The sequence below is a fragment of the Candidatus Zixiibacteriota bacterium genome (genome assembly GCA_026397505.1).
Classification (GTDB): Bacteria; Zixibacteria; MSB-5A5; order GN15; family PGXB01; genus JAPLUR01.
Genome location: JAPLUR010000101.1, coordinates 1 through 18,607, shown reverse-complemented (window position 1 = coordinate 18,607; position 18,607 = coordinate 1). Strand labels below are relative to the sequence as shown.

Here is an 18,607-nt window from a genome sequence, read left to right as displayed (position 1 = left end):
CTACTCAAACATGGCTGATTTCAGTATGGTTTGATATCTCCGAGTTGACCGTGCAAAGGTCGGATATGGACAAACCGTGAACATTATTATTGCCGGTCAGACGGGCAAAATCTCTCAGTTCCGTGGTGCAAACCTTGAGGAAATTTTCCAATTGCACGGCCGACTTATCAATGTTCAGCCGGGCCCTCAATTCCGGTTCCTGAGTGGTGATACCCACCGGGCATTTGCCGGTGTGGCAAACGCGATACTGCTGGCAGCCGCAGGCGATAAGAGCGGCGGTGGCAATAGCGACCGCATCGGCGCCGAGCGCCAGCGCCTTGGCGAAATCGGAGGAGACCCGCAGGCCGCCGGTGATGACCAGAGAAATATCTCTGCCGCCATTTTCATCCAGGAATTTGCGGGCGCGGTACAAAGCGAAAATAGTCGGCAGCGAGGTCGCCGCCTTGATATATTTCGGCGAGGCGCCGGTTCCACCCGGCCGCCCGTCAATCGTGATAAAGTCCGGTTTTGCATGCAGAATAATCCTGAGATCAGCTTCGATATTGCCGGCGGCAATTTTCACACCGATCGGCCGGCCGCCGGATATTTCTCTCAGCCGGGCAACTTTCTCGGCCAGATCCTCGGGCGTGAGGATATCATCGAAATGCGCCGGGCTTATGATGTCATGGCCTTCCTCGAATCCCCGAACGGCGGCGATCTCTTTGGTCACTTTGGCGCCCGGCAGATGACCGCCCATGCCCGGTTTTGAGGATTGACCTATCTTGATTTCGATGGCATCAACTTTCCGGAGGTTTTCCTCAGAAACGCTATAGCGATTAGGAACATATTCGAAAATGTACTTATAAGCGTTTCCAAACGATTCGGGCAGGATGCCCCCCTCGCCCGAAGCGATGGCTGTTCTTGCAGCGGCACTTCCCCTGGCCAAGGCAATTTTGACCTCCTTTGAAAGGGCGCCGAACGACATATGACTGACATAAATGGGGGTCTCAATCACGAGCGGCTGTTTCGCTTTGGGGCCGATTACAGTGGTGGTGGAAACCTGCTCCTTTTCATTCAGCGGAATTCTGGCGAGCTGGGCCCCTTTAATAAGGATGTCATCCCATGAAATAACCGGCTTCTTTGTGCGCATCGGTTCGATGACCGACTGTCCTGTTTCAGCCATGGTACGTATATCGGCCATGTAGATTTCCAGCTCATCGGAAGTGCGCCGGAAATCATCGGCTGAGGCGGCTGAAGGTTTAATGGCAGGCGCAACGGTCGGTTGCTCGCTTTTGTCTCCCTCGACTATCTTAAAATAGCTTTTGGGTGAGCCGCAGACCGGGCAGACCCAGTCTGCGGGCAGATCGCTCCACTTGATGCCTTCCTTGTCCTCATCATATAAGTAGTCACAAACATCACATTTGTAAACAGCCATTTCTGCCTCTTAAAATTCCATATTGGCGGGCTCGTAGTACTCCATGGGATGCTTGCAGCAGGGACACTTGGCGGGCGGTTCGGTTCCCTCGTGGATATAACCGCAGACACTGCATTTCCATTTGATCGGTTTTTCGCGTTTATAAACGGTGCCGTTCTTCACCATTTCGAGCAGTTTTCTATACCGCTCGCGATGATGCGCCTCGACTTTAGCGATCATCCGAAAGAGAGCGGCGGCGGCGGCGTTTCCTTCCTCTTCAGCCTCTTTGGCGAACTGCGGATACATTTCCATCGTCTCGTAGTGTTCGCCGTTCGCCGCCTCGAGAAGATTGGCGGCGGTGTTACCGATGCCGTTAAGCAGGGCAAATTCATCCTTGGCATGGCGTTTTTCATTCTCGGCGGTTTCCTCAAAAATTCTGGCAATATAATGAAGCCCCTCTTTTCGGGCCGCCTGCGCGAAAAATGTGTACTTGTTGCGCGCCTGGGATTCCCCCGCAAAGGCCGCTTTGAGATTGTTTTCTGTTTTGCTCATCGTTAATTCCTTTCTATTTCTAATTGACTATTATTCCTGCTTCTTTGCTGCATATTCTACAGCGGCCGTTCGAAACGGCTGCCGTATTATTTCGGAATGATACCCATTTGTCAAGCGAAAAGCCATGCAGAAAGGCAGCCCGAGGCGGCGGGAGATCGCCTTTCACGGCGGCAGGGGTCACTTTCCAGATTATGTCGCCATGCGTTCTCGTCTGACAGGCAGCCCAAAACAGCAATTCAACGGTTATTGGACAGAAATTTCCAGAATTACCGCGCTTTCGCGACAGAAGAACGTATCAAATAGCGCCGGACAAGGCACGATGTTTAGGTCATCACGGACAGACTTATCGAGGAGACTTGGATATGAAAACTCTAGTAGACAAGCTTAGTTTGCCGGCAATCTTATTGCTGGTGCTCATCGCGGCCGGATGCGATAATAATCCGATCAAAGCTTTTCAGCCGGAAATCATGAACAAAACCGATTCCTTCCAGTTTCAGATTACCCATGCGGCCAATGTTACAACTACCCTGACTTACACCTGGAATAACACCGGAACCCGCGCCACTATTAATCATGCCACGGCGCTCACCAGGGGTACGGCTGCAGTTATGTTATTAGATGCAAACGGTAACGAAGTATACTCAAGTAACTTGAAACCAAGCGGTACCGAAACCAGCGTTGTCGGAACGGCCGGCGCCTGGACTATTAAGGTCACTTTTGGCGATTTCGGCGGCACGGCGAATTTTCGTGCGGAAAAATTATAGCCCGGCCTGCTCTGTAACACGGCAAGAGGCTTTACCCGTTCATGCCTTGATTTGCATATAAGGCGATAAGGTTGAATGACTTACAATAAGAAAAGTCCTTTCGTCAAAGATATCTTGAACATTCGGCAATCAGAAATTGTTTAAATAACTGTTGACATAGAAAATTATGTCGATAGATTGAAGTATGTTAAAGGATCTCCTTTATTAATTTTTCTCAAGGTTTGTATCATTAAATCAATCTCTTGTCAAAAATTCAAGTCTGGAGACCAAGCGCAATATTGCGCAAGGAACCGTTTATCTTATGTCAAAGATCGCCTTGAGAAGGATCATCAGAAGATAAACATATTTGGAGTGTAGAATGAATATCTACGTAGGCAACCTGTCCAGCGATGTCGCTGAGGAAGATCTTCGCCAGGCTTTTGAAAGCTTCGGCCAGGTTTCAACCGTCAACATTATCAAAGACAAATTCAGCGGCGAGCCGAGAGGCTTCGGCTTTGTGGAAATGAATTCCAAGGAAGAAGCCATGGCGGCCATCACCGGCCTGAACGGCAAGGAACTCAATGGCAAGACGCTGAATGTCAATGAAGCTCGTGCTCGGACCGAAGGCGGCGGCGGAAGTCGCGGCGGATTCGGCGGCGGCGGCGGCGGTGGTCGTGGTCGCGGATTCGGTGGCGGCGGCGGCGGCAACCGCGGCGGCGGATACAGCGGCGGCGGGAGACGGTTCTAGACAGGAACCAGCTAACGGCCTCAGTTAATCCTGACAGGCCGAAAGCGACAAGGGGATTGGAAATATCCAATCCCCTTTTTTTATTATCTATTTATCAAATTCTCATTTCTTCCCCATTCGCTCTATACTACCAATTAGTGTTTTTGCTTGAAATTTGGCCAAAATGATTCATATTTAGATTAGGTTAATTTCGAAAGGTGGTATTTTGAGAGTTGTGCATTTCCTTAGAGTGCTTAACGCCATTGAGCCGGTAATCGTCACTCTCACGTTGCTATCCAGTACGGCTAAAGCGGACCATGTAGCGCTTGATTCCTCTCATATTATTTTTCATTATCACGGTGCAGACACCACCTCACGACTTGGAGCTTACCTACTGGGGGTGGGAGACATTAATAATGACTCCTATAATGATATTGCTGTTACTTCATTTTCTCCTCAGGTTACATATATATTTTTGGGCGGGAATCCCCCTGACACGGTGCCCGGTTATTCGCTTAGAGGTCATATTAGAGTCGCACGGCTACTGCAATATTCATCGGATAGCACGACGGGGCTTTTAACTTATGGCGGCGGCATCATATATTTATATCCGCGTTTGGCGGATTCATTAATGGCTCAACCGTCAGACTCGATTATGGCCCCACCTGGGCTCTCAAGCTATGGTTATAGTTTTGTAGCCGATTATGTTGATGGCGACAGTATTGCAGATCTGTTAGTTACTGGCGAAGACCCCTCGCAGGGTCCTGAGGTATTCTATTACTTGAATCCTTTTGCATCTAATGGCAATCCTGATTGGACCTACTCAGTTAATCACTTTTCGCATATAATTCGGTGGGCTGGATTTATTGACTTCAATGGGGATGGATGGAAAGATATATTCCTGGCATTTGAGCCGTACTTAGATACTATTGGTTTTGTGGGGGTATTTCTTGGCCCGAATTTCGGATTAACTCCGGATGTTCGCCTTGGTCGTCCGATAGAATTGGATTCTTTGTGGCCGGCAGGCTTTCCCAACGGGGCGTTTGATGTCGGCGATATCAATGGTGACGGCTTGGAAGACTTGGGAATTATGGATGCCGGCGTCCCGCTGATATATCTCTGTGGCCAAGATGCTGATACGATATTCGATTATGTTCTTGACGGGAAGTGCAGCAATATGGCGCGCGCTGGAGACATAAATGGCGACAATTATGATGATTTAATCATCGGCGGAAGCGACTCCTATAATGGAAGAGTTATCGTTTATCTGGGAGGACCAGGATTCGATTCCAAGAGAGACGGGCAGATTTCTCGTAATGACTTACCTCCGCTGTTTCTGGATCTAATAGGCTGGCGTGTCGCCTCGGCAGGCGATTTTAATGGAGACGGTTATGATGATATTCTTTTTGCCTGTCAGAATTTCGCATATGGTGAGCCTGGGGATGTTTTTGTTGCTGCGGGAGGAAGTGATATAGTGGTCGATGTCAATGAATCTGCGGAAATAAATGAAACCGTCAGAAGCTGCCTGCAACAAAATTATCCCAATCCCTTTAATCCGGCTACTACAATTAAATTTGAGCTCTCAGATAGAGAGAGCATATCCATTGATATATTTGACAGCTCGGGTCGCAAGGTTAAATCGCTAATAGATAGAATTTCCTTTCCCCGTGGGAAGCATTCGATAAAATGGGATGGAAAACTGCAAAGTGGAAGACAGGCGGCTTCTGGAATATACTTCTATGTATTAAAAGGCGATAATTTTCAAACCTCTCGAAAGATGCTTCTTATAAAATGACATTGATTTATAGCCCGGCGGATGCCGGGCTATATAATTGGTAGGACTACTTTTTCGGATATCCGACCGACTGCGCCAGAATGACTTTCTGCTCGGGCCGGAGTTTCATGATTTCCGCCAGTGAGGTACGGTCCACCGAACCGCGAACAACGGTCGCCAACCCCTCGGAAGCACAGAACAAATAGACATTCTCGCTGATAAAGGCGGCGTCGGCGGCCGAATAGAAATCCTTGGAACTGTCCGAAGCGCGCGTAATTTTCGCATAATCGGCCACATAGATGAGATTGACCGGAACTTCTTTAACGAAAGGCTGACTTCCGGTTTTCTCGCGAATATCCTCCGCCAGGATTGGCTGCAAAATATGCTGCTTGGGCTCATACTGATAAAGGCCGTGGGCGGTGGCGACATAAACATCGACTTCCTGCCAATTCACGGCTGAGGGAGCAGTGCGTTTCCCCTCTTCAGGGCGATTTATGCCGCAGGCGGCCCAGAGCAGATTGGAAAGAACCGGAAGTGATAGAGTATCGGCACTGAATTCGCGGGAACTGTGGCGATTTTTAAGCACCTGCATCAGGGGTTTGCCGCCGGTTGTATCCGGTTTGGGCAATTCGATCGGTTTAAGATCCTGGGCAACCACGGCGACTCCCAGAAGCAGAATAGGCAGCAAAATCATGATAATACGAACCATCTGAATTCCTCATAAATTTAATGACAACTGTTTTCATTTCTAATTTTAAGATAAGAGTATCCGCCGCAAAATGCAAGAGAGTCGGACAGCACTGCGCTTGCGGCCATCGGGGAAAGGCGATTTAGCTAATCTTCGTAGTAATTGGTATGTCCTGGCTCCCCCGACGCAATCCTTCATTAGATTAGTGGGGATATCTGACCTAATATGACTTTAGCTCGAGAAGCCGCTTCCGGGCATCTTTCAGACAATCGATTTGCGGATCGGCATCTTTCCAGAGATCGACGACATATTGGTATTGGGCCGCCGCATCGCTCTTTCTCCCCACTCCTTCATAGGCTAGGCCAAGATAGTAATGAGCTTTGATCGCCCATAAGATATTGGAATTTGTCAGCGGGCATTCTCTGGTTATTCGCTCCAGAACCGTTATAGCTTTGGTGTACTGACGGTCGGCTACATAGGCAATACCGGCAAGATAGGATGTCTTGAAATCCTTGTCAGGACTTATGGCTCTATCGAAATATCCGGAGGCCCTGGAATATTCTCCTTTGACCAATTCAATGCTTGCCAGGGCGCTCCAATAATATCTATCGGAATATTCACGTTCGGCGCACCATCTGCCCAGCTGTTCGACCAGCGCATAGGCGCTATCCGGATACCCGGCTCCGGCCAGCAGATAAATAAGCAGGTTCCGATTTGTCAGCCGGTCGGGGTCGATCGTGAAACTCTATTTTACGATACCATCATCGGCGTTGCCGGGTACCTCATCGATAAAATTGGGCGGATTTCCCGACCATCTGCCCGATTTCTCCAGTTCAGATTTTTCCTATGAGCCGCGGAGTCTTAATGCGGTCGTCACTATGGAAGGGAAGTGCGGAGATGCCAACGGTAACCTGATTATCAATATTCAGGATATTACATACCTGATCAGTTTTCTTTACAAGGGCGGACCGGCGCCGAAGCGCGCTTAGTCTTCCTAACCTGGAAGCCCCTTTCGTACATCGAATAGCCTCCAATTACGGAAGGGGCTTCAACAATTCCAAGCCTTCCGCGTTATAGAACCGGTCCCGATATGCCGTTTTCAACCGGACCGGAAAGCAAATTTCCTCCCCTCAAATAATTAGCCCGCCATTATCAAATCAGTTGTCAAAGAAAAGCGCATCTACTAAATTGGGGGATATTATTTGAAGATAATGGCGGCCGAGGAAAGCCGAAAAGAGATTATCAGTCTTCTTCGGCGGTAAGAATACTGGAGGTTCATCACATGACAGCGGAAGAAAATCGTCATCCACGCGGATTCTGGTTCATATTCTGGGGCGAACTGGCCGAGCGCGCCAGTTTCTACGGAATGAAAACGCTTCTGCTTTTATACATGATTCAAAAACTGGGGTATGCCGATGCCGACAGCGCCTCGGTGGTATCGCTCTTCACCGCCTTCTGCTATATCCTTCCGATTGTGGGCGGATATATTGCCGACCACTATCTCGGCAAATTCAAAACCATTATTTATTTTGCTATCCCCTATATCTTGGGCCATATCATTCTGGGAACTTTCACGACTGAGGTTGGCCTGTACACGGCCCTCTTGCTTCTGGCCGGCGGTTCCGGCTCGATCAAGCCGAATATCAGCACGCTGATGGGCTTGATGTACCAGAAAGCCGGGAAATCGCATCTGATGACCCAGGCTTTTTCATGGTATTATATGGCGATCAATATCGGCGCCGCCATTACCACTTTCTCTCTCCCCTTCATACGGGATCATTACGGCTACGGCCCGGCCTTCATGGCCCCCACCATTCTGATGATTGTCTCTTTAGGGATATTCTACATAGGCAAAAAGCATTATCCCAAAGAGGAAATTATCCATACGCCCGGACAATCTATCACAAAATTATATTTTTCCTTTAGCGGGCGAATTAATCGCGTCAAGTTTTGGTTGCATATTGTTTTGGTCTTGATTCTGGCATTTGCCATGGTTTTCCTGATTTTCTTTATGGCGGCTCGCGATCAGGGGGTTATTGTTGGGTACATAATCGCCATTCCGGCAGTGCTTTGGCCAGCCTTGGCTTTGAACGTCAAGCGTTGCCATGATCGGGGTCGCTCAGGTGCCTACGCTCTATTGGCTTTTATACCTTTTGTTAACATCTGGTACATTTTCGATATTGGCTTTCAGCGCGGCACGATTGGCACTAATGATTACGGGCCCGATCCTGTGTCTCCTGAGACCGCTGAACGCTGGCGCACAGAGTGGCCAGTTATTATTCGCCTCTCGGGCCTATTTCTTCTGATAGTCTTTTTCTGGTCGATTTTCGATCAATCATATTCCACCTGGACCCTGTTTGCCCGCGATTATATGATTCTGGATATCAGCCTGTTCAAATGGACCTGGCATATTCCGCCCGATGCTGTCCAAAGCCTTAATCCGGTTCTGATTGTGATTATGACCCCTCTCTTTGCCTGGCTATGGTCCAGAACCGACCGAGATGAAACGCACCGGTTATCATCCCCGCGCAAGATGCTGATTGGTTTCTTTCTGGTTATCCTGTGTATGGCCCTGATGACAGTGGCCGGGTATTTCGGGGTTCAATCCAAGGTCTCGATTATGTGGGAACTGGGCGCTTACATTTTGATTACCATGGCCGAGCTGTGCATCTCGGTGGTCGGCTTGCAGCTGGCTTTTGAGGAAGCGCCGGAGCGGATGAAGTCGATGATCACCGGTATCTGGCTCTGCACCGTTTTTCTGGGCGACTCTCTGGCGGCCTGGTTTTCGAGAATCTATACCGGTACCACTCCCGGCAATTATTTCGGCATGATGACGATTATGATTGCCGTGGTGACGGTGCTTTTTTACTACGTGGGAAGACGGTTTGAGCGCAAGCCGGAAAATGCCGGCATTGTGAAAGCATGATTATTGCGACGCGGCGAATTCGATGCACGCGGTTGGTTCAGATGAAAGGTTGGGAAGATCGTTCGGGAGAAAAATATGAGTGACATATCAATGGACCGGAAAGAGTTCCTGAGCAATGTGGGTAAATGCTGCCTCGGGACATGCCTTTGCACAATTGTGGGAGGATTTGATAATCTTCATGCCCAGGAATCGGATCAGCAGAAATCCCAGCAGCTTGAAAAGCCGCGATCGGAAGAGCGAATCAAATTCGCCGAGCAATGGGTGAAGCGATTCTTTGCCGTAATGGACAGCACTCTTGATGAGAAAACCAGAAGGCAATTGATGATGGCCAATGGAAAGGCCTGTTACCGGAACTGGATTGAAGATACCAAACAGGTGCTTAAGCCTGTCACTCTGGAGCAGTTTGCATCATGGGTAAAAAATAATGTGAAGGACGAATCATATCAGGTTGACGGGAAAGTTATCCATTTTCAATACATGTCCGCGGCCGAAACCGGCTTACCCTCTGATGAAAGCGCCTGTCTCTGCCCTCTGGTCGAAACCAAACCAAAAGGACTATCGGCCACATATTGTATATGTTCGGTGGGTTACGTAAAGGAGATGCATGAGATGTATCTAAATCGTCCGGTCGAGGTGGAATTGGTCGATTCGGTCCTGATGGGCGGGAAACGTTGTCGGTTTAAAATCACGGTCGCCTGAAGCATAATCCTGTTTTCTGATATCCCTGATATTTCGGCCTGCTGAAATCATTCTCTGCATCTCCGGCGGTTATAACCCAATGACCTGAAAATTGATAGGTTTATGGTAGAAATGGTGGCTTTTGAGCCATGGATTTCACCCGGTGAGATTGCGCAATTGACAAAATCTCTTCAATTTAACCCGACTCAAGCGTTTTCGGAATAATCCGACAATGATAGATAGGCCTTTAGATTGGTTATTTTCAATATTTGGCCGGGCAATGGAATGCCAAAAAATGAGTCGCCATAGAATTTATGACAAAAGAACAAAAGAAGCCTCAGGCCGGTGAAAATCCGGAAACACGGGATATAAGTCTCGAATCTCAGATTGATCCGGCCGTGGAATTCGGGGAAACAACCGGAAAGCAAAGCAGCCACCCGGAACACGCCGGCGAGGACAAATCGGAGGCAGCCGGAACCGAGGCGGGTGATCAATCCCGGTCGCACATCTGCTTCACAGGTCCGATTGTGACGACAATTCTGACCAAAGACAGTTTTGAAATGGCTCTAACCGACTCCTCCGAGAATGCCGTCGAAATGGCGGCCAACATTGATTTCTATGCCCTTTTTATCAAAGAGAAAATGGTTATTGCCTGTCTTGACCAGTACAGCAAGGCGATTCCTGAAATATGGCCGGAGGTTTTAACCGGATCGGGTTCGGGCCTGACCTCTCAGGATAGTTCAGAGTCCTTCCTGCCACTGGTAAAACGATTGAAAAGCAAGTCGCCCGATACCAAAATTCTTCTGACCATAAAGAAAAAGGTCTCCGCGGATCTCCATACCAGGGCCCGGAAATATGTGCTCCGCCTTTGCAATCGCATGGAATTACCGACCGCAGACAAGGAATTGGTGGCCGCCGCAGAGGATATTCACAGTCTGGCGAAGCTGCGGCATCCCGACCAAAGCCCGGGCGGTTTCAAGAGCATTGCCGATGCCGGGGCCAAGTCGCTGCGGCTTCTGAACGAACAGCCGCTTGTGGTCGGCATACTGCGTTCGATGTACTGCAGCCTGGAAAAGAAGGATTGCCGCAAGCCCTCGCTCGAACTGATAGGTGCAAACATATTGACTGTGGTGGACCTGTATTGTGACACCCTTCATTTTGAACTGGATTTGACTCGTGATAGATTCCAGACCATCGGGCGGGAACTGAGCTACCTGACCGGCAAGCTGTTCTTGAAAGAGGTCGTTGAGGCTTTTATCGCCATGCTGGAGGATGAGATACCAAAGGAGATCGAGGCCGAGAAGGCCGGACGTGTTCTGATCTACTCTGACCGCCCCGATCGCATTTATCCTTTGGAAACGCGGCTCAAGAATGAAGGCTTCCAGCCGATCGCGACCGAGTCGCTCGAGTCGTTTGTGGCAACCTGCAAGCGGCGACGACCGGATATTGTCATTATGCGGCACTATTCGCTGCCCCGCGGTATTGTCAAGACACTGCAGCGCCTTTCGAGCAAGGGAATCAATATAAGCAGCATGCCGATTTTCTTAATGGTCAAGGGAATATTCGTCGACCATATGGCGCCGTTGCTGGAAATGGGAATCGAGGATATTAGTGACCTGGAGGGCAGCATCGATGTCCTCATGGTCAAACTAAAGAAAACCCGGGCGGAGTTGCAGGCGTTTCCTGAAAAGGGGCAAGAGGCGATACCGTCGCAGACTGGCTCGAGGGGTAATTTGTCGGACATGAATCTGATCGATCTGCTTCAGGCGCTGGGCCCCAGCCTGCGCACCACCCGGATTACGGTCAAACCGGATGACGGTACCCGGGATTCCCTGTTGATGTACCTGTTCAAGGGGCAGATTACATTTGCCCAGATGGGTGAGCTTAAAGGGGAAAAGGCCATTCACCGGGCGCTGGAGTGGAAAAGCGGCACCTGGGCGATCGAACCGGTCACGGAAGCCGATCTCCCCGAACCAAACAATGACCTCTCCAACGAATCGATACTGCTTGAGGGATGCCGCCTGCTGGATGAGAGCACGCGCGTTCCGGTTTCAAATTAATTTCATATCAATTCGGTCTGCCGGCAGATGCCGGCCTTGGCGCGGCGCACTTTGCAAGAGGGGCACAGAAGTCTCTGAAGTTAGAGACCGATGGTGAAATGAAATACGGGGACATCGTTGCATAGCTTCTTTTATTGATTCCGGAAACAATGTAGTTTATACTAAAGCTCTGGACCGATTATGTTTTTTTTGGAGACAGAACGCCTCGGATTTAAGTTATGGTCGGGAACCGATCTCAATCTGGCCATAGGGCTATGGGGCGATCCCGAAGTCACCGGACTCATCGGGGGACCGTTCTCTGAAGAGCAGATTCGGGAACGGCTGGCCGCCGAAATTGCCAATATGAAAGCGCATCGGGTTCAGTACTGGCCGATATTCCTTCTCTCAAGCGGCGAACATGTCGGTTGCTGCGGGTTGCGACCTTACAAATTGGATCAGCGAATCTACGAAATTGGGTTTCATTTGCGACGAGCATATCAGGGACAGGGACTCGCCCGTGAAGCGGCCTATGCGGTAATGGAGCATGCTTTCAAAAACCTTAAGGCGACCGCTTTGTTTGCCGGCCATCATCCCAAAAACGAACCCTCCCGGCGGGCGCTGGAAAAGCTGGGTTTTCGATATATAAATAATCAGTTTTATGCCCCGACCGGTTTGGATCATCCTTCCTACCTGCTGACGGCGGAGGAATTTTTCAAGAGGCGCAGAGAGGATTCGGGTCAATGACTTCAATTGCGCCGGAAAGTCCCGGCCTATTTGGCCTGGCTTTTGCCTGCAGTTGTTGTATGCCGGGCATTCATAAAATTGGCTTGGTCGGCCATCCATGAATGAATTAATTTGCCGATTATTCCGGCATCTTTGGGGGAGGGAAATCTGATAATGTATCCCGAATTATATTGACCGGTTTCCTCGGATTTCCGGCACCAGCGGCATTCGGCATCAAGAAAAATCTCGCTGCAGCCGTCAATTTTTCTTTTCAACGGTATCCGGCAGTAGTAAATCCGGCGCACCATGGCCGGTTCCGAACTGACCAGTTTCATCCCTCTGGCCGACATATCCAGAATCCGGCCGATCGGAGTTCCCGTGCGCGAATCGCAAACGAGCAAGGCGGCTGATGCTTTCCGCCTGATTTTCTGTTGTTTCTCTTGACCGATAACTTTCATAATATGGCCATATTCCTTTATGTAATATTCGGACAATAGAGGAGCGTTCTATAGATATTTTTATTCATTTGCTGTAGCAAAAACAGACAGTTCCAACTATCTGATTTATGAGACCATAGAGCAATCAGCCCGGCACGGACAGAAGCGGATGGCAATAAATGAGCAGCAGTATATTCCCGAATTCGGAGACAGCCAGCCGGGGATCAATCCAATTACTCGAGGCTTTTCATTCTATGCATACTTTGATCGCTGTCCCGGCATCAAATATTCGCCGGCCTTCACCCGGTTGATGAACTTATCTCATAACTCACATATTTCTCGGGCATGAGTATATTCAGAGGGCACTTTCAACACGGAGTACTGCCATGATGAATCAGGGAAAAGAAGTCAGGATCACCAGGGATGTCTAAAACATGGCTTATAATTCCGAAAAATTCAGCGCCGCCTGTGGAGTTTGCTGTTCCGGAGTGGAAAATTACCTTTGCTCTTTAGAGTTTCAATATTGCAAATTCTGCCGTCTCTGCATAAATTGCATACAATCGCCTGAGGATCTATCTCCGTTTATGAATTAGGGATCCGACCAGGCGGCTTTCTGTGCCGTATGGATATGTCGGAATATTTCCGCATAAAACATATTTTCAGGAGAACATGAAATGGATTGGCATCTTTATTTCTGGGATCTGGTGCTACTGGTGGTGGGCATTATTTTTATCTATAAAGGATTTAAGAAAGGGCTCGTCAATCAAATCATCTGGTTGATATCATTTGCCGCCGGTTTTTTTGCCGCCTCATATTTCAGCTTTGATCTGGCTCAGTTGCTTGGTTTCCGTTTATTCAATGAAGGCATAACCACCGCCGCATGTTTTGTGGTCATTTTCCTTCTGACCATTATGATACTTCACTTTATCGGGAAATGGCTCACGAAAATTCTCAATCTATCGGTCGTGGGGCTCGCCAATTCTCTGCTCGGGGCATTATTGAACGGCCTGATCTTTCTGATAATAGTTATGGTCGTGCTAAATCTCGGTCTTTTCATGACCTCAAAGATTGACAAATATCTGCAGAAAACGACCGTGGTCAGTCAGGTTGTGAAGGTTGACAAATGGCTGATGGACAAAAGAATCAGAGAAAAGATCGAAAAGGTAATCGATAAATTGGAATAGCCGGGGCTTTTATAGAGCACAGCGGCCATTATATGCCGATAATCTTGGCGGGTTCAATCGGCTTGTAAGAATTTGATCTGCTCATAAGGTTATCTCGAGCAGTTTTCTTTCGACCGCTGCGAATAAGCCATCAAGATGAGTCCCGGGCGCTCTCGCTTCAATAGTGCCGACCCGCGAATGTTTATTATCTCACACCCGGAAATCGGGATTTCCTGCCTCGGTTTTATTCGGCAGTACCGTTATATGCATTTTCTCTGATATATTTATCTATTGTTTGTAAGGCCATTTTTTCTTCTATATCCTTTTATCCGGATTTATTATATTGGTGTTTATAGCTGGTTCTTAAATTCTGACTACAGGTTATATCATCACAGGAGGTTGCTTATGAGGACACTCAGGCTCGCATCGGTTCTGGCTACCATTGCCGTCGCGTTGACGCTGTATCTGATATCTTGCTCTAAAACCGGCAGCGGTTCTGATGCTGACGATGGTAATACACCATACAATATTTTGGACCTTAGAGTTGTCGCGGTTACCGACAGTTCTATCACCTTAAACTGGACGGCCACCGGCGATGACAGCAGTACCGGCACCGCGAGTTACTATGATATTCGCGGTTACGATGACTGGATCAACGGGTCGAACTGGGATAGTACATCAAAGGTCACCGGCGCGCCGAAACCGCGGCCTGCCGGGCAGACCGACAGTATTATTGTCAAAGGTCTTATTAAAGATTCCACTTACTATTTTGCCCTCAAGGTCGGTGATGAGGCGGGGAACTGGTCGGGACAGTCCAATTGCGTGGCCGGCACCTGTTTCACCAATTTTGCCGTCACCTTCCCCGACTCTAATCTCGAGTCCGCCATAAGAAACCTTATCCCGAAGCCCACCGGCGCCATATATAGGCTTGACCTGATGTCGCTGATTTTGGTGGAGGGTAACAATAGAGGGATAAAGGACCTGAGTGGAGTCGAGTATTGCACCAATGCTATAGCGATCTACATGTCCGGCGACTCGATATCCAATCTATCTCCTCTGACCGATATGATCAAGTTACGTGACGTACAATTCTTCCAGAACAAGATTACGAATATTACCCCCCTGGCCGGGCTGGTAAATACCGAGAGACTTATACTCAGCGATAATACCGTGGCCGATATCACGGCGATTGCGGGATTAATTAACCTTCATATATTAATGTTAAATTTCAACAATATTGCTGACCTGGGCCCACTGGTGACCAATAGCGGTCTGGGGATGAATGATACGGTTTACGTGCTGGGGAATCCTCTTTCCGCGACATCGGTTAATACTCACATTCCGAGTCTTGAGAGCCGGGGCGTGACGGTGATACATTAAGGCGCGATTATATCGTCTTTTTACGGCAGGCCGAAAACCCACCACCCGCCTCAGGCGGGGTGGGCCACCCGGCGCTGGGCGAAGTCTTAAGACATTCACGCTTAACATATTACCCCACAGGAAGTTGCCGGAATACGCCTTTCGGTAAACAGGAACAGACCCGCCCAAAAATGAGCCAACCGTATGTGCACCAAAAGAATGACAAAATTGGTTTTGTTTGTGAATTTTTGGGGCCGGTTGCGGATAGACTGATTTTGACGTAAAATGCATGTGAAGCAATGGGTTGGGTGAGAATGCCGGGCGTGGCAAAATGGGTTTGTTTCTTCGATTTTTAAAATGTACGCGGCATTGGCCTGGCCGGGATTTGGTGCGGCGACCGGCGCAATGAGGGGGAAAGAGACGGGCAGACTTTTCAACAAGCCCTGAAGGTTGCCGCGCAAGTAGTGGGCATTTTTGTTTGTGGGACAAGAGGTTAGACTGGAATGGGCGGGTGGGGCGGGGGGAGTTCGTTTCTTCGTTTTTGTTATATTTTGCAGTGGTCTTGCAGCCATTTTGGGGCAAGTGCCAGACCGGTGACCGTTTTTGACAGTTGAATCGGCGATAATTTGCTTTTTTACTTTAGACATATAAATAGCCGTGCTTTCCATTATAGGGGGAGGACCCAATTCACCATCGGTTCGATGGGGATTTTGAAACGGGAAGCAGAAATTTGCGCCTGCGGCGCAATGTCAAAACCCTAAGGGGTCATTGACCTTCAAATTTTTCGCAAAACCCTTCGGGATTCTGTGCTGCAAAGCTGACGGCTCGGAGAAGAGTAGTGAAAGGAAACCGTCAGGTCACCATTCCCCCGTTGTCGACAGGGGAATTAAGGACCTGACGGAACAAGTAAGGTCGTCCCTTTTTTCTTAGTTGGTCAGATGGGAGGGAATGCCCTATCAGGCGAGCGTGTTGGCCGAGAGGTAATCTATACCCCCCCATAGGTACAATTTACCCGCTTAGGCTTCTGAAAACTAAGACTCCAACGTTGAAAGCTTGTGGAGCATCTTCATTGCTGCCGGGATAACAACGAAAAGGGGACAATAGACCGAAAGGCCTATAATTTCTGTTGGCACATTGCACTCCAATTGATACATTCAGAATGTAAGAGCTGGGAATTGGCGTCAACTGATCAATCATCAACGGTATCAGATAAAGAGGGAAACAAATCAGAAAAGGAGAGAAATCTATCGAAAAGCGGTTGCTATCAGATAAAGTATGTCTTAACTTTTAGAGGCCACTGTCCGAATTGTTTGACGACATATACCGTGTATGTCGTCAAACAATTCGGACAAGTTGATGCTTCAAGTTAAGATATAGTTTGTCTCAGCGCAATTGCTTTCTCATATTCAGTTAGGCAATAGAGAAATCTAACTACAATGGCTTTAGTTCTGTGTATTGAATGCTCTGGAAAAGCGTAAGCGAATGTTTAACAATGTTTTGCGATAGTGGCGGGGTCTACGAGACGATTTCCGCAACTGGATTATCGAAAATGCGGCTTAAGAAAGCGTCCCTCATCTTAGCGCTTTTGTCTTGATTCGTTTCCGTTGTTCAAGTACCATGACAGGCACGTCATGGCAAAAATTGGCCGGTGTCGCCTCGCCCACAAATTCCGCGTCTCTGTTCTGCTTGGCACTCATCTTTTGCCTCTCTCACCAAGACCAATCTAATAATGAGCATCCTAATGGAAAGCCCCGCCGCGCTTAAATAGAGATAATTAAAGCATAAGAACAAAAAGGCCGTCAGCAAATATCTGACGGCCTCTGTGAAATTAAATTCTCCTGATAATTATTTCAACAGACTCATCTTTTTTGTAACACTCTTATCACCGGCGGTCATTTTATACAAATAGATACCGGTGCCGACCACCGAACCGGCATCATTAGTGCCATCCCAAGTGATCGCGTGCGAGCCTGCGGCAATGTCACCGCTGATGAGCGTTTTTACTTTCTCACCGAGAATATTATAGATACTCAGGCTTACCTGCAAGCGCTGCGGAAGATAGAAAGAGATATTGGTCCCAAGGTTGAAGGGATTAGGATAATTCTGATATAATGAGAATTCTCTGGGGACACTTAGCTCCGGCGTATCTTTTGGTACAGGATTACCGCCGATTGCCCGGCAAGCATTAACTCTTCCTGTCCCAAGTTTTCCCGCATAAGTTGGATTGAGCGCATCGATATTGTCGGTCGTGCTTTCAAGACGGCTATGGATATCCAACCAGGTGTAGGTCGGGTATTGCGATTTGATCAGTGCAGCTAACCCCGACACCATGGGTGCAGCCATTGAGGTTCCGCTCATGACGGCGAAATAATCATTGGCCGGGTCGCTGTAATTGTGATAGGTACTGACAATATCGACACCTGGTGCGGAAACATCGACCCATGTGCCATAGCTGGAAAAACTGGCCTTTAGGTCATTCTTGTCGGTGGCCGCAACATCGACCACATCGGCGCGGGTGGCCAGATAATCCTGAGTTTCATTGTTGCTATTTCCGGCAGCATGCACAACCAGAACGCCTTTGCTTACAGCATAATCAATCGCCGCGCCCAGTCCGCTCGTGTTCGAGGAACCCCAGCTGCAACTGGCCACTTTGGCGCCTTTGTTAGCAGCATAATAGAAAGCCTGAGCGGCAAAGTCCATCCGAACATATCCGACTCCGCCGGTAGAAAGCCAGCCGATACGCAAGCACATGATTTTCGAGCCGTTTCCCACCGAACCGGAGGTTCCATTTCCCCATCCGCCGGCCACACCGGTAACACCGATGGCATTATTCGTCATTGCCGCGACTATACCGGCGCAGTGTGTTCCATGGCCACCAAAATCCTTGGGGTCATTATCAGCCGTGCTGCAATCTTCTCCTTTCTTGCAGCCTTTGACGCCGGTAACCCAGTCCCAGCCAATCCAATCGTCAACATACCCATTGCCGTCGTCATCAATACCGTTCCCTTTGATTTCACCAGGGTTGATCCAGATATTTCCGCTGGTGGTGGGCCAGGCAGAACCACCCAGGTCCTTATGGTAGTAACGGACACCACCATCCAAGACCGCCACCGTTACACTTGGACTACCCGCGTTAATCTGCCAAGCGCAGGGAGCATCAATATCATGATCACTGACATTCGACATTCCCCATTGATTCCAAGGGTCAGCCTGACCGGCGAAATAATAATCATTAGGTGTCACTGGACTGCACCCCTGAGACTGGACACAAAAGGTTAGGAGGATTTGGCACGGATTGGTATTTTGATACGAGGAAAGGATGGTGCCATGAATCCGAAACGGAAGTTCAGTGTGGAGCTGAAACGGCAGGTGGTAGAGCAACTGCTATCAGGGACGAGCAGTCCG

Annotated in this window: 18 protein-coding genes; 10 read left to right on the top strand and 8 right to left on the bottom strand. The window is 48.9% G+C overall.

Annotation, left to right across the window (positions count from 1 at the left end):
* Positions 1 to 4 precede the first annotated feature (4 nt).
* Entirely contained in the window at positions 5 to 1,414 is a 1,410-nt protein-coding gene (locus tag NT002_10355; GenBank protein ID MCX6829665.1) for a glutamate synthase-related protein, read from the bottom strand.
* Positions 1,415 to 1,423: 9 nt separating this feature from the next.
* Positions 1,424 to 1,945, bottom strand: a complete 522-nt coding sequence (locus NT002_10350; GenBank protein MCX6829664.1) for a rubrerythrin family protein — start codon at positions 1,943 to 1,945, stop codon at positions 1,424 to 1,426.
* 362 nt (positions 1,946 to 2,307) lie between these two features.
* Here NT002_10350 and NT002_10345 point away from each other — a divergent pair, with 362 nt between their 5' ends.
* The 3 genes from NT002_10345 (at position 2,308) to NT002_10335 (ending at position 5,210) form a co-directional block, all read left to right on the top strand.
* Entirely contained in the window at positions 2,308 to 2,709 is a 402-nt protein-coding gene (locus NT002_10345) for a hypothetical protein (protein ID MCX6829663.1), read from the top strand.
* Between the two features lie 358 nt (positions 2,710 to 3,067).
* Positions 3,068 to 3,436 (top strand): RNA-binding protein, encoded by a 369-nt coding sequence (locus tag NT002_10340; GenBank protein ID MCX6829662.1) that lies wholly within the window; start codon positions 3,068 to 3,070, stop codon positions 3,434 to 3,436.
* A 214-nt stretch (positions 3,437 to 3,650) separates the two neighbouring features.
* Positions 3,651 to 5,210, top strand: a complete 1,560-nt coding sequence (locus tag NT002_10335) for a T9SS type A sorting domain-containing protein (GenBank protein MCX6829661.1) — start codon at positions 3,651 to 3,653, stop codon at positions 5,208 to 5,210.
* A 46-nt stretch (positions 5,211 to 5,256) separates the two neighbouring features.
* On the opposite strand, the gene NT002_10330 is transcribed toward NT002_10335, so the two are convergent.
* Both NT002_10330 and NT002_10325 read right to left on the bottom strand, forming a co-directional pair.
* Entirely contained in the window at positions 5,257 to 5,898 is a 642-nt protein-coding gene (locus tag NT002_10330) for a SagB/ThcOx family dehydrogenase (GenBank protein MCX6829660.1), read from the bottom strand.
* Between the two features lie 199 nt (positions 5,899 to 6,097).
* Positions 6,098 to 6,451 (bottom strand): tetratricopeptide repeat protein, encoded by a 354-nt coding sequence (locus NT002_10325; GenBank protein MCX6829659.1) that lies wholly within the window; start codon positions 6,449 to 6,451, stop codon positions 6,098 to 6,100.
* Positions 6,452 to 6,614: 163 nt separating this feature from the next.
* Between NT002_10325 and NT002_10320 the strand changes: the two genes are divergently transcribed.
* From NT002_10320 to NT002_10300, 5 genes are all read left to right on the top strand, one after another.
* Positions 6,615 to 6,866, top strand: a complete 252-nt coding sequence (locus NT002_10320) for a hypothetical protein (protein MCX6829658.1) — start codon at positions 6,615 to 6,617, stop codon at positions 6,864 to 6,866.
* A 293-nt stretch (positions 6,867 to 7,159) separates the two neighbouring features.
* A complete protein-coding gene (locus NT002_10315; GenBank protein ID MCX6829657.1) occupies positions 7,160 to 8,803 on the top strand; it encodes an oligopeptide:H+ symporter in 1,644 nt (547 codons plus the stop codon).
* 75 nt (positions 8,804 to 8,878) lie between these two features.
* A complete protein-coding gene (locus NT002_10310; GenBank protein MCX6829656.1) occupies positions 8,879 to 9,502 on the top strand; it encodes a DUF6144 family protein in 624 nt (207 codons plus the stop codon).
* A gap of 293 nt (positions 9,503 to 9,795) precedes the next feature.
* On the top strand, positions 9,796 to 11,541 hold the full coding sequence (locus NT002_10305) for a DUF4388 domain-containing protein (GenBank protein MCX6829655.1): 1,746 nt from the start codon (positions 9,796 to 9,798) through the stop codon (positions 11,539 to 11,541).
* Positions 11,542 to 11,721: 180 nt separating this feature from the next.
* Positions 11,722 to 12,264, top strand: a complete 543-nt coding sequence (locus NT002_10300; protein MCX6829654.1) for a GNAT family N-acetyltransferase — start codon at positions 11,722 to 11,724, stop codon at positions 12,262 to 12,264.
* A gap of 26 nt (positions 12,265 to 12,290) precedes the next feature.
* Here NT002_10300 and NT002_10295 read toward each other — a convergent pair whose 3' ends face one another.
* Positions 12,291 to 12,701 carry a PilZ domain-containing protein gene (locus NT002_10295; protein MCX6829653.1) on the bottom strand — a complete coding sequence of 137 codons (411 nt, stop codon included), beginning with the start codon at positions 12,699 to 12,701 and terminating at the stop codon, positions 12,291 to 12,293.
* A 653-nt stretch (positions 12,702 to 13,354) separates the two neighbouring features.
* On the opposite strand from NT002_10295, the gene NT002_10290 reads away from it, so the two are divergent.
* The gene (locus NT002_10290; protein MCX6829652.1) at positions 13,355 to 13,864 is read left to right on the top strand and encodes a CvpA family protein; all 510 of its coding nucleotides are present in this window, start codon (positions 13,355 to 13,357) and stop codon (positions 13,862 to 13,864) included.
* Positions 13,865 to 14,248: 384 nt separating this feature from the next.
* Complete coding sequence (locus NT002_10285) at positions 14,249 to 15,223, top strand: hypothetical protein (protein ID MCX6829651.1); 975 nt, start codon at positions 14,249 to 14,251, stop codon at positions 15,221 to 15,223.
* Between the two features lie 101 nt (positions 15,224 to 15,324).
* Here the strand turns inward: NT002_10285 and NT002_10280 are convergent, their stop codons facing one another.
* The 3 genes from NT002_10280 to NT002_10270 all read right to left on the bottom strand — a co-directional run bounded on the left by NT002_10280 (position 15,325) and on the right by NT002_10270 (position 18,388).
* Positions 15,325 to 15,849 carry a hypothetical protein gene (locus NT002_10280; protein MCX6829650.1) on the bottom strand — a complete coding sequence of 175 codons (525 nt, stop codon included), beginning with the start codon at positions 15,847 to 15,849 and terminating at the stop codon, positions 15,325 to 15,327.
* 924 nt (positions 15,850 to 16,773) lie between these two features.
* Entirely contained in the window at positions 16,774 to 16,899 is a 126-nt protein-coding gene (locus tag NT002_10275) for a hypothetical protein (GenBank protein MCX6829649.1), read from the bottom strand.
* Positions 16,900 to 17,047: 148 nt separating this feature from the next.
* A complete protein-coding gene (locus NT002_10270) occupies positions 17,048 to 18,388 on the bottom strand; it encodes a S8 family serine peptidase (protein MCX6829648.1) in 1,341 nt (446 codons plus the stop codon).
* Between the last annotated feature and the right edge of the window lie 219 nt (positions 18,389 to 18,607).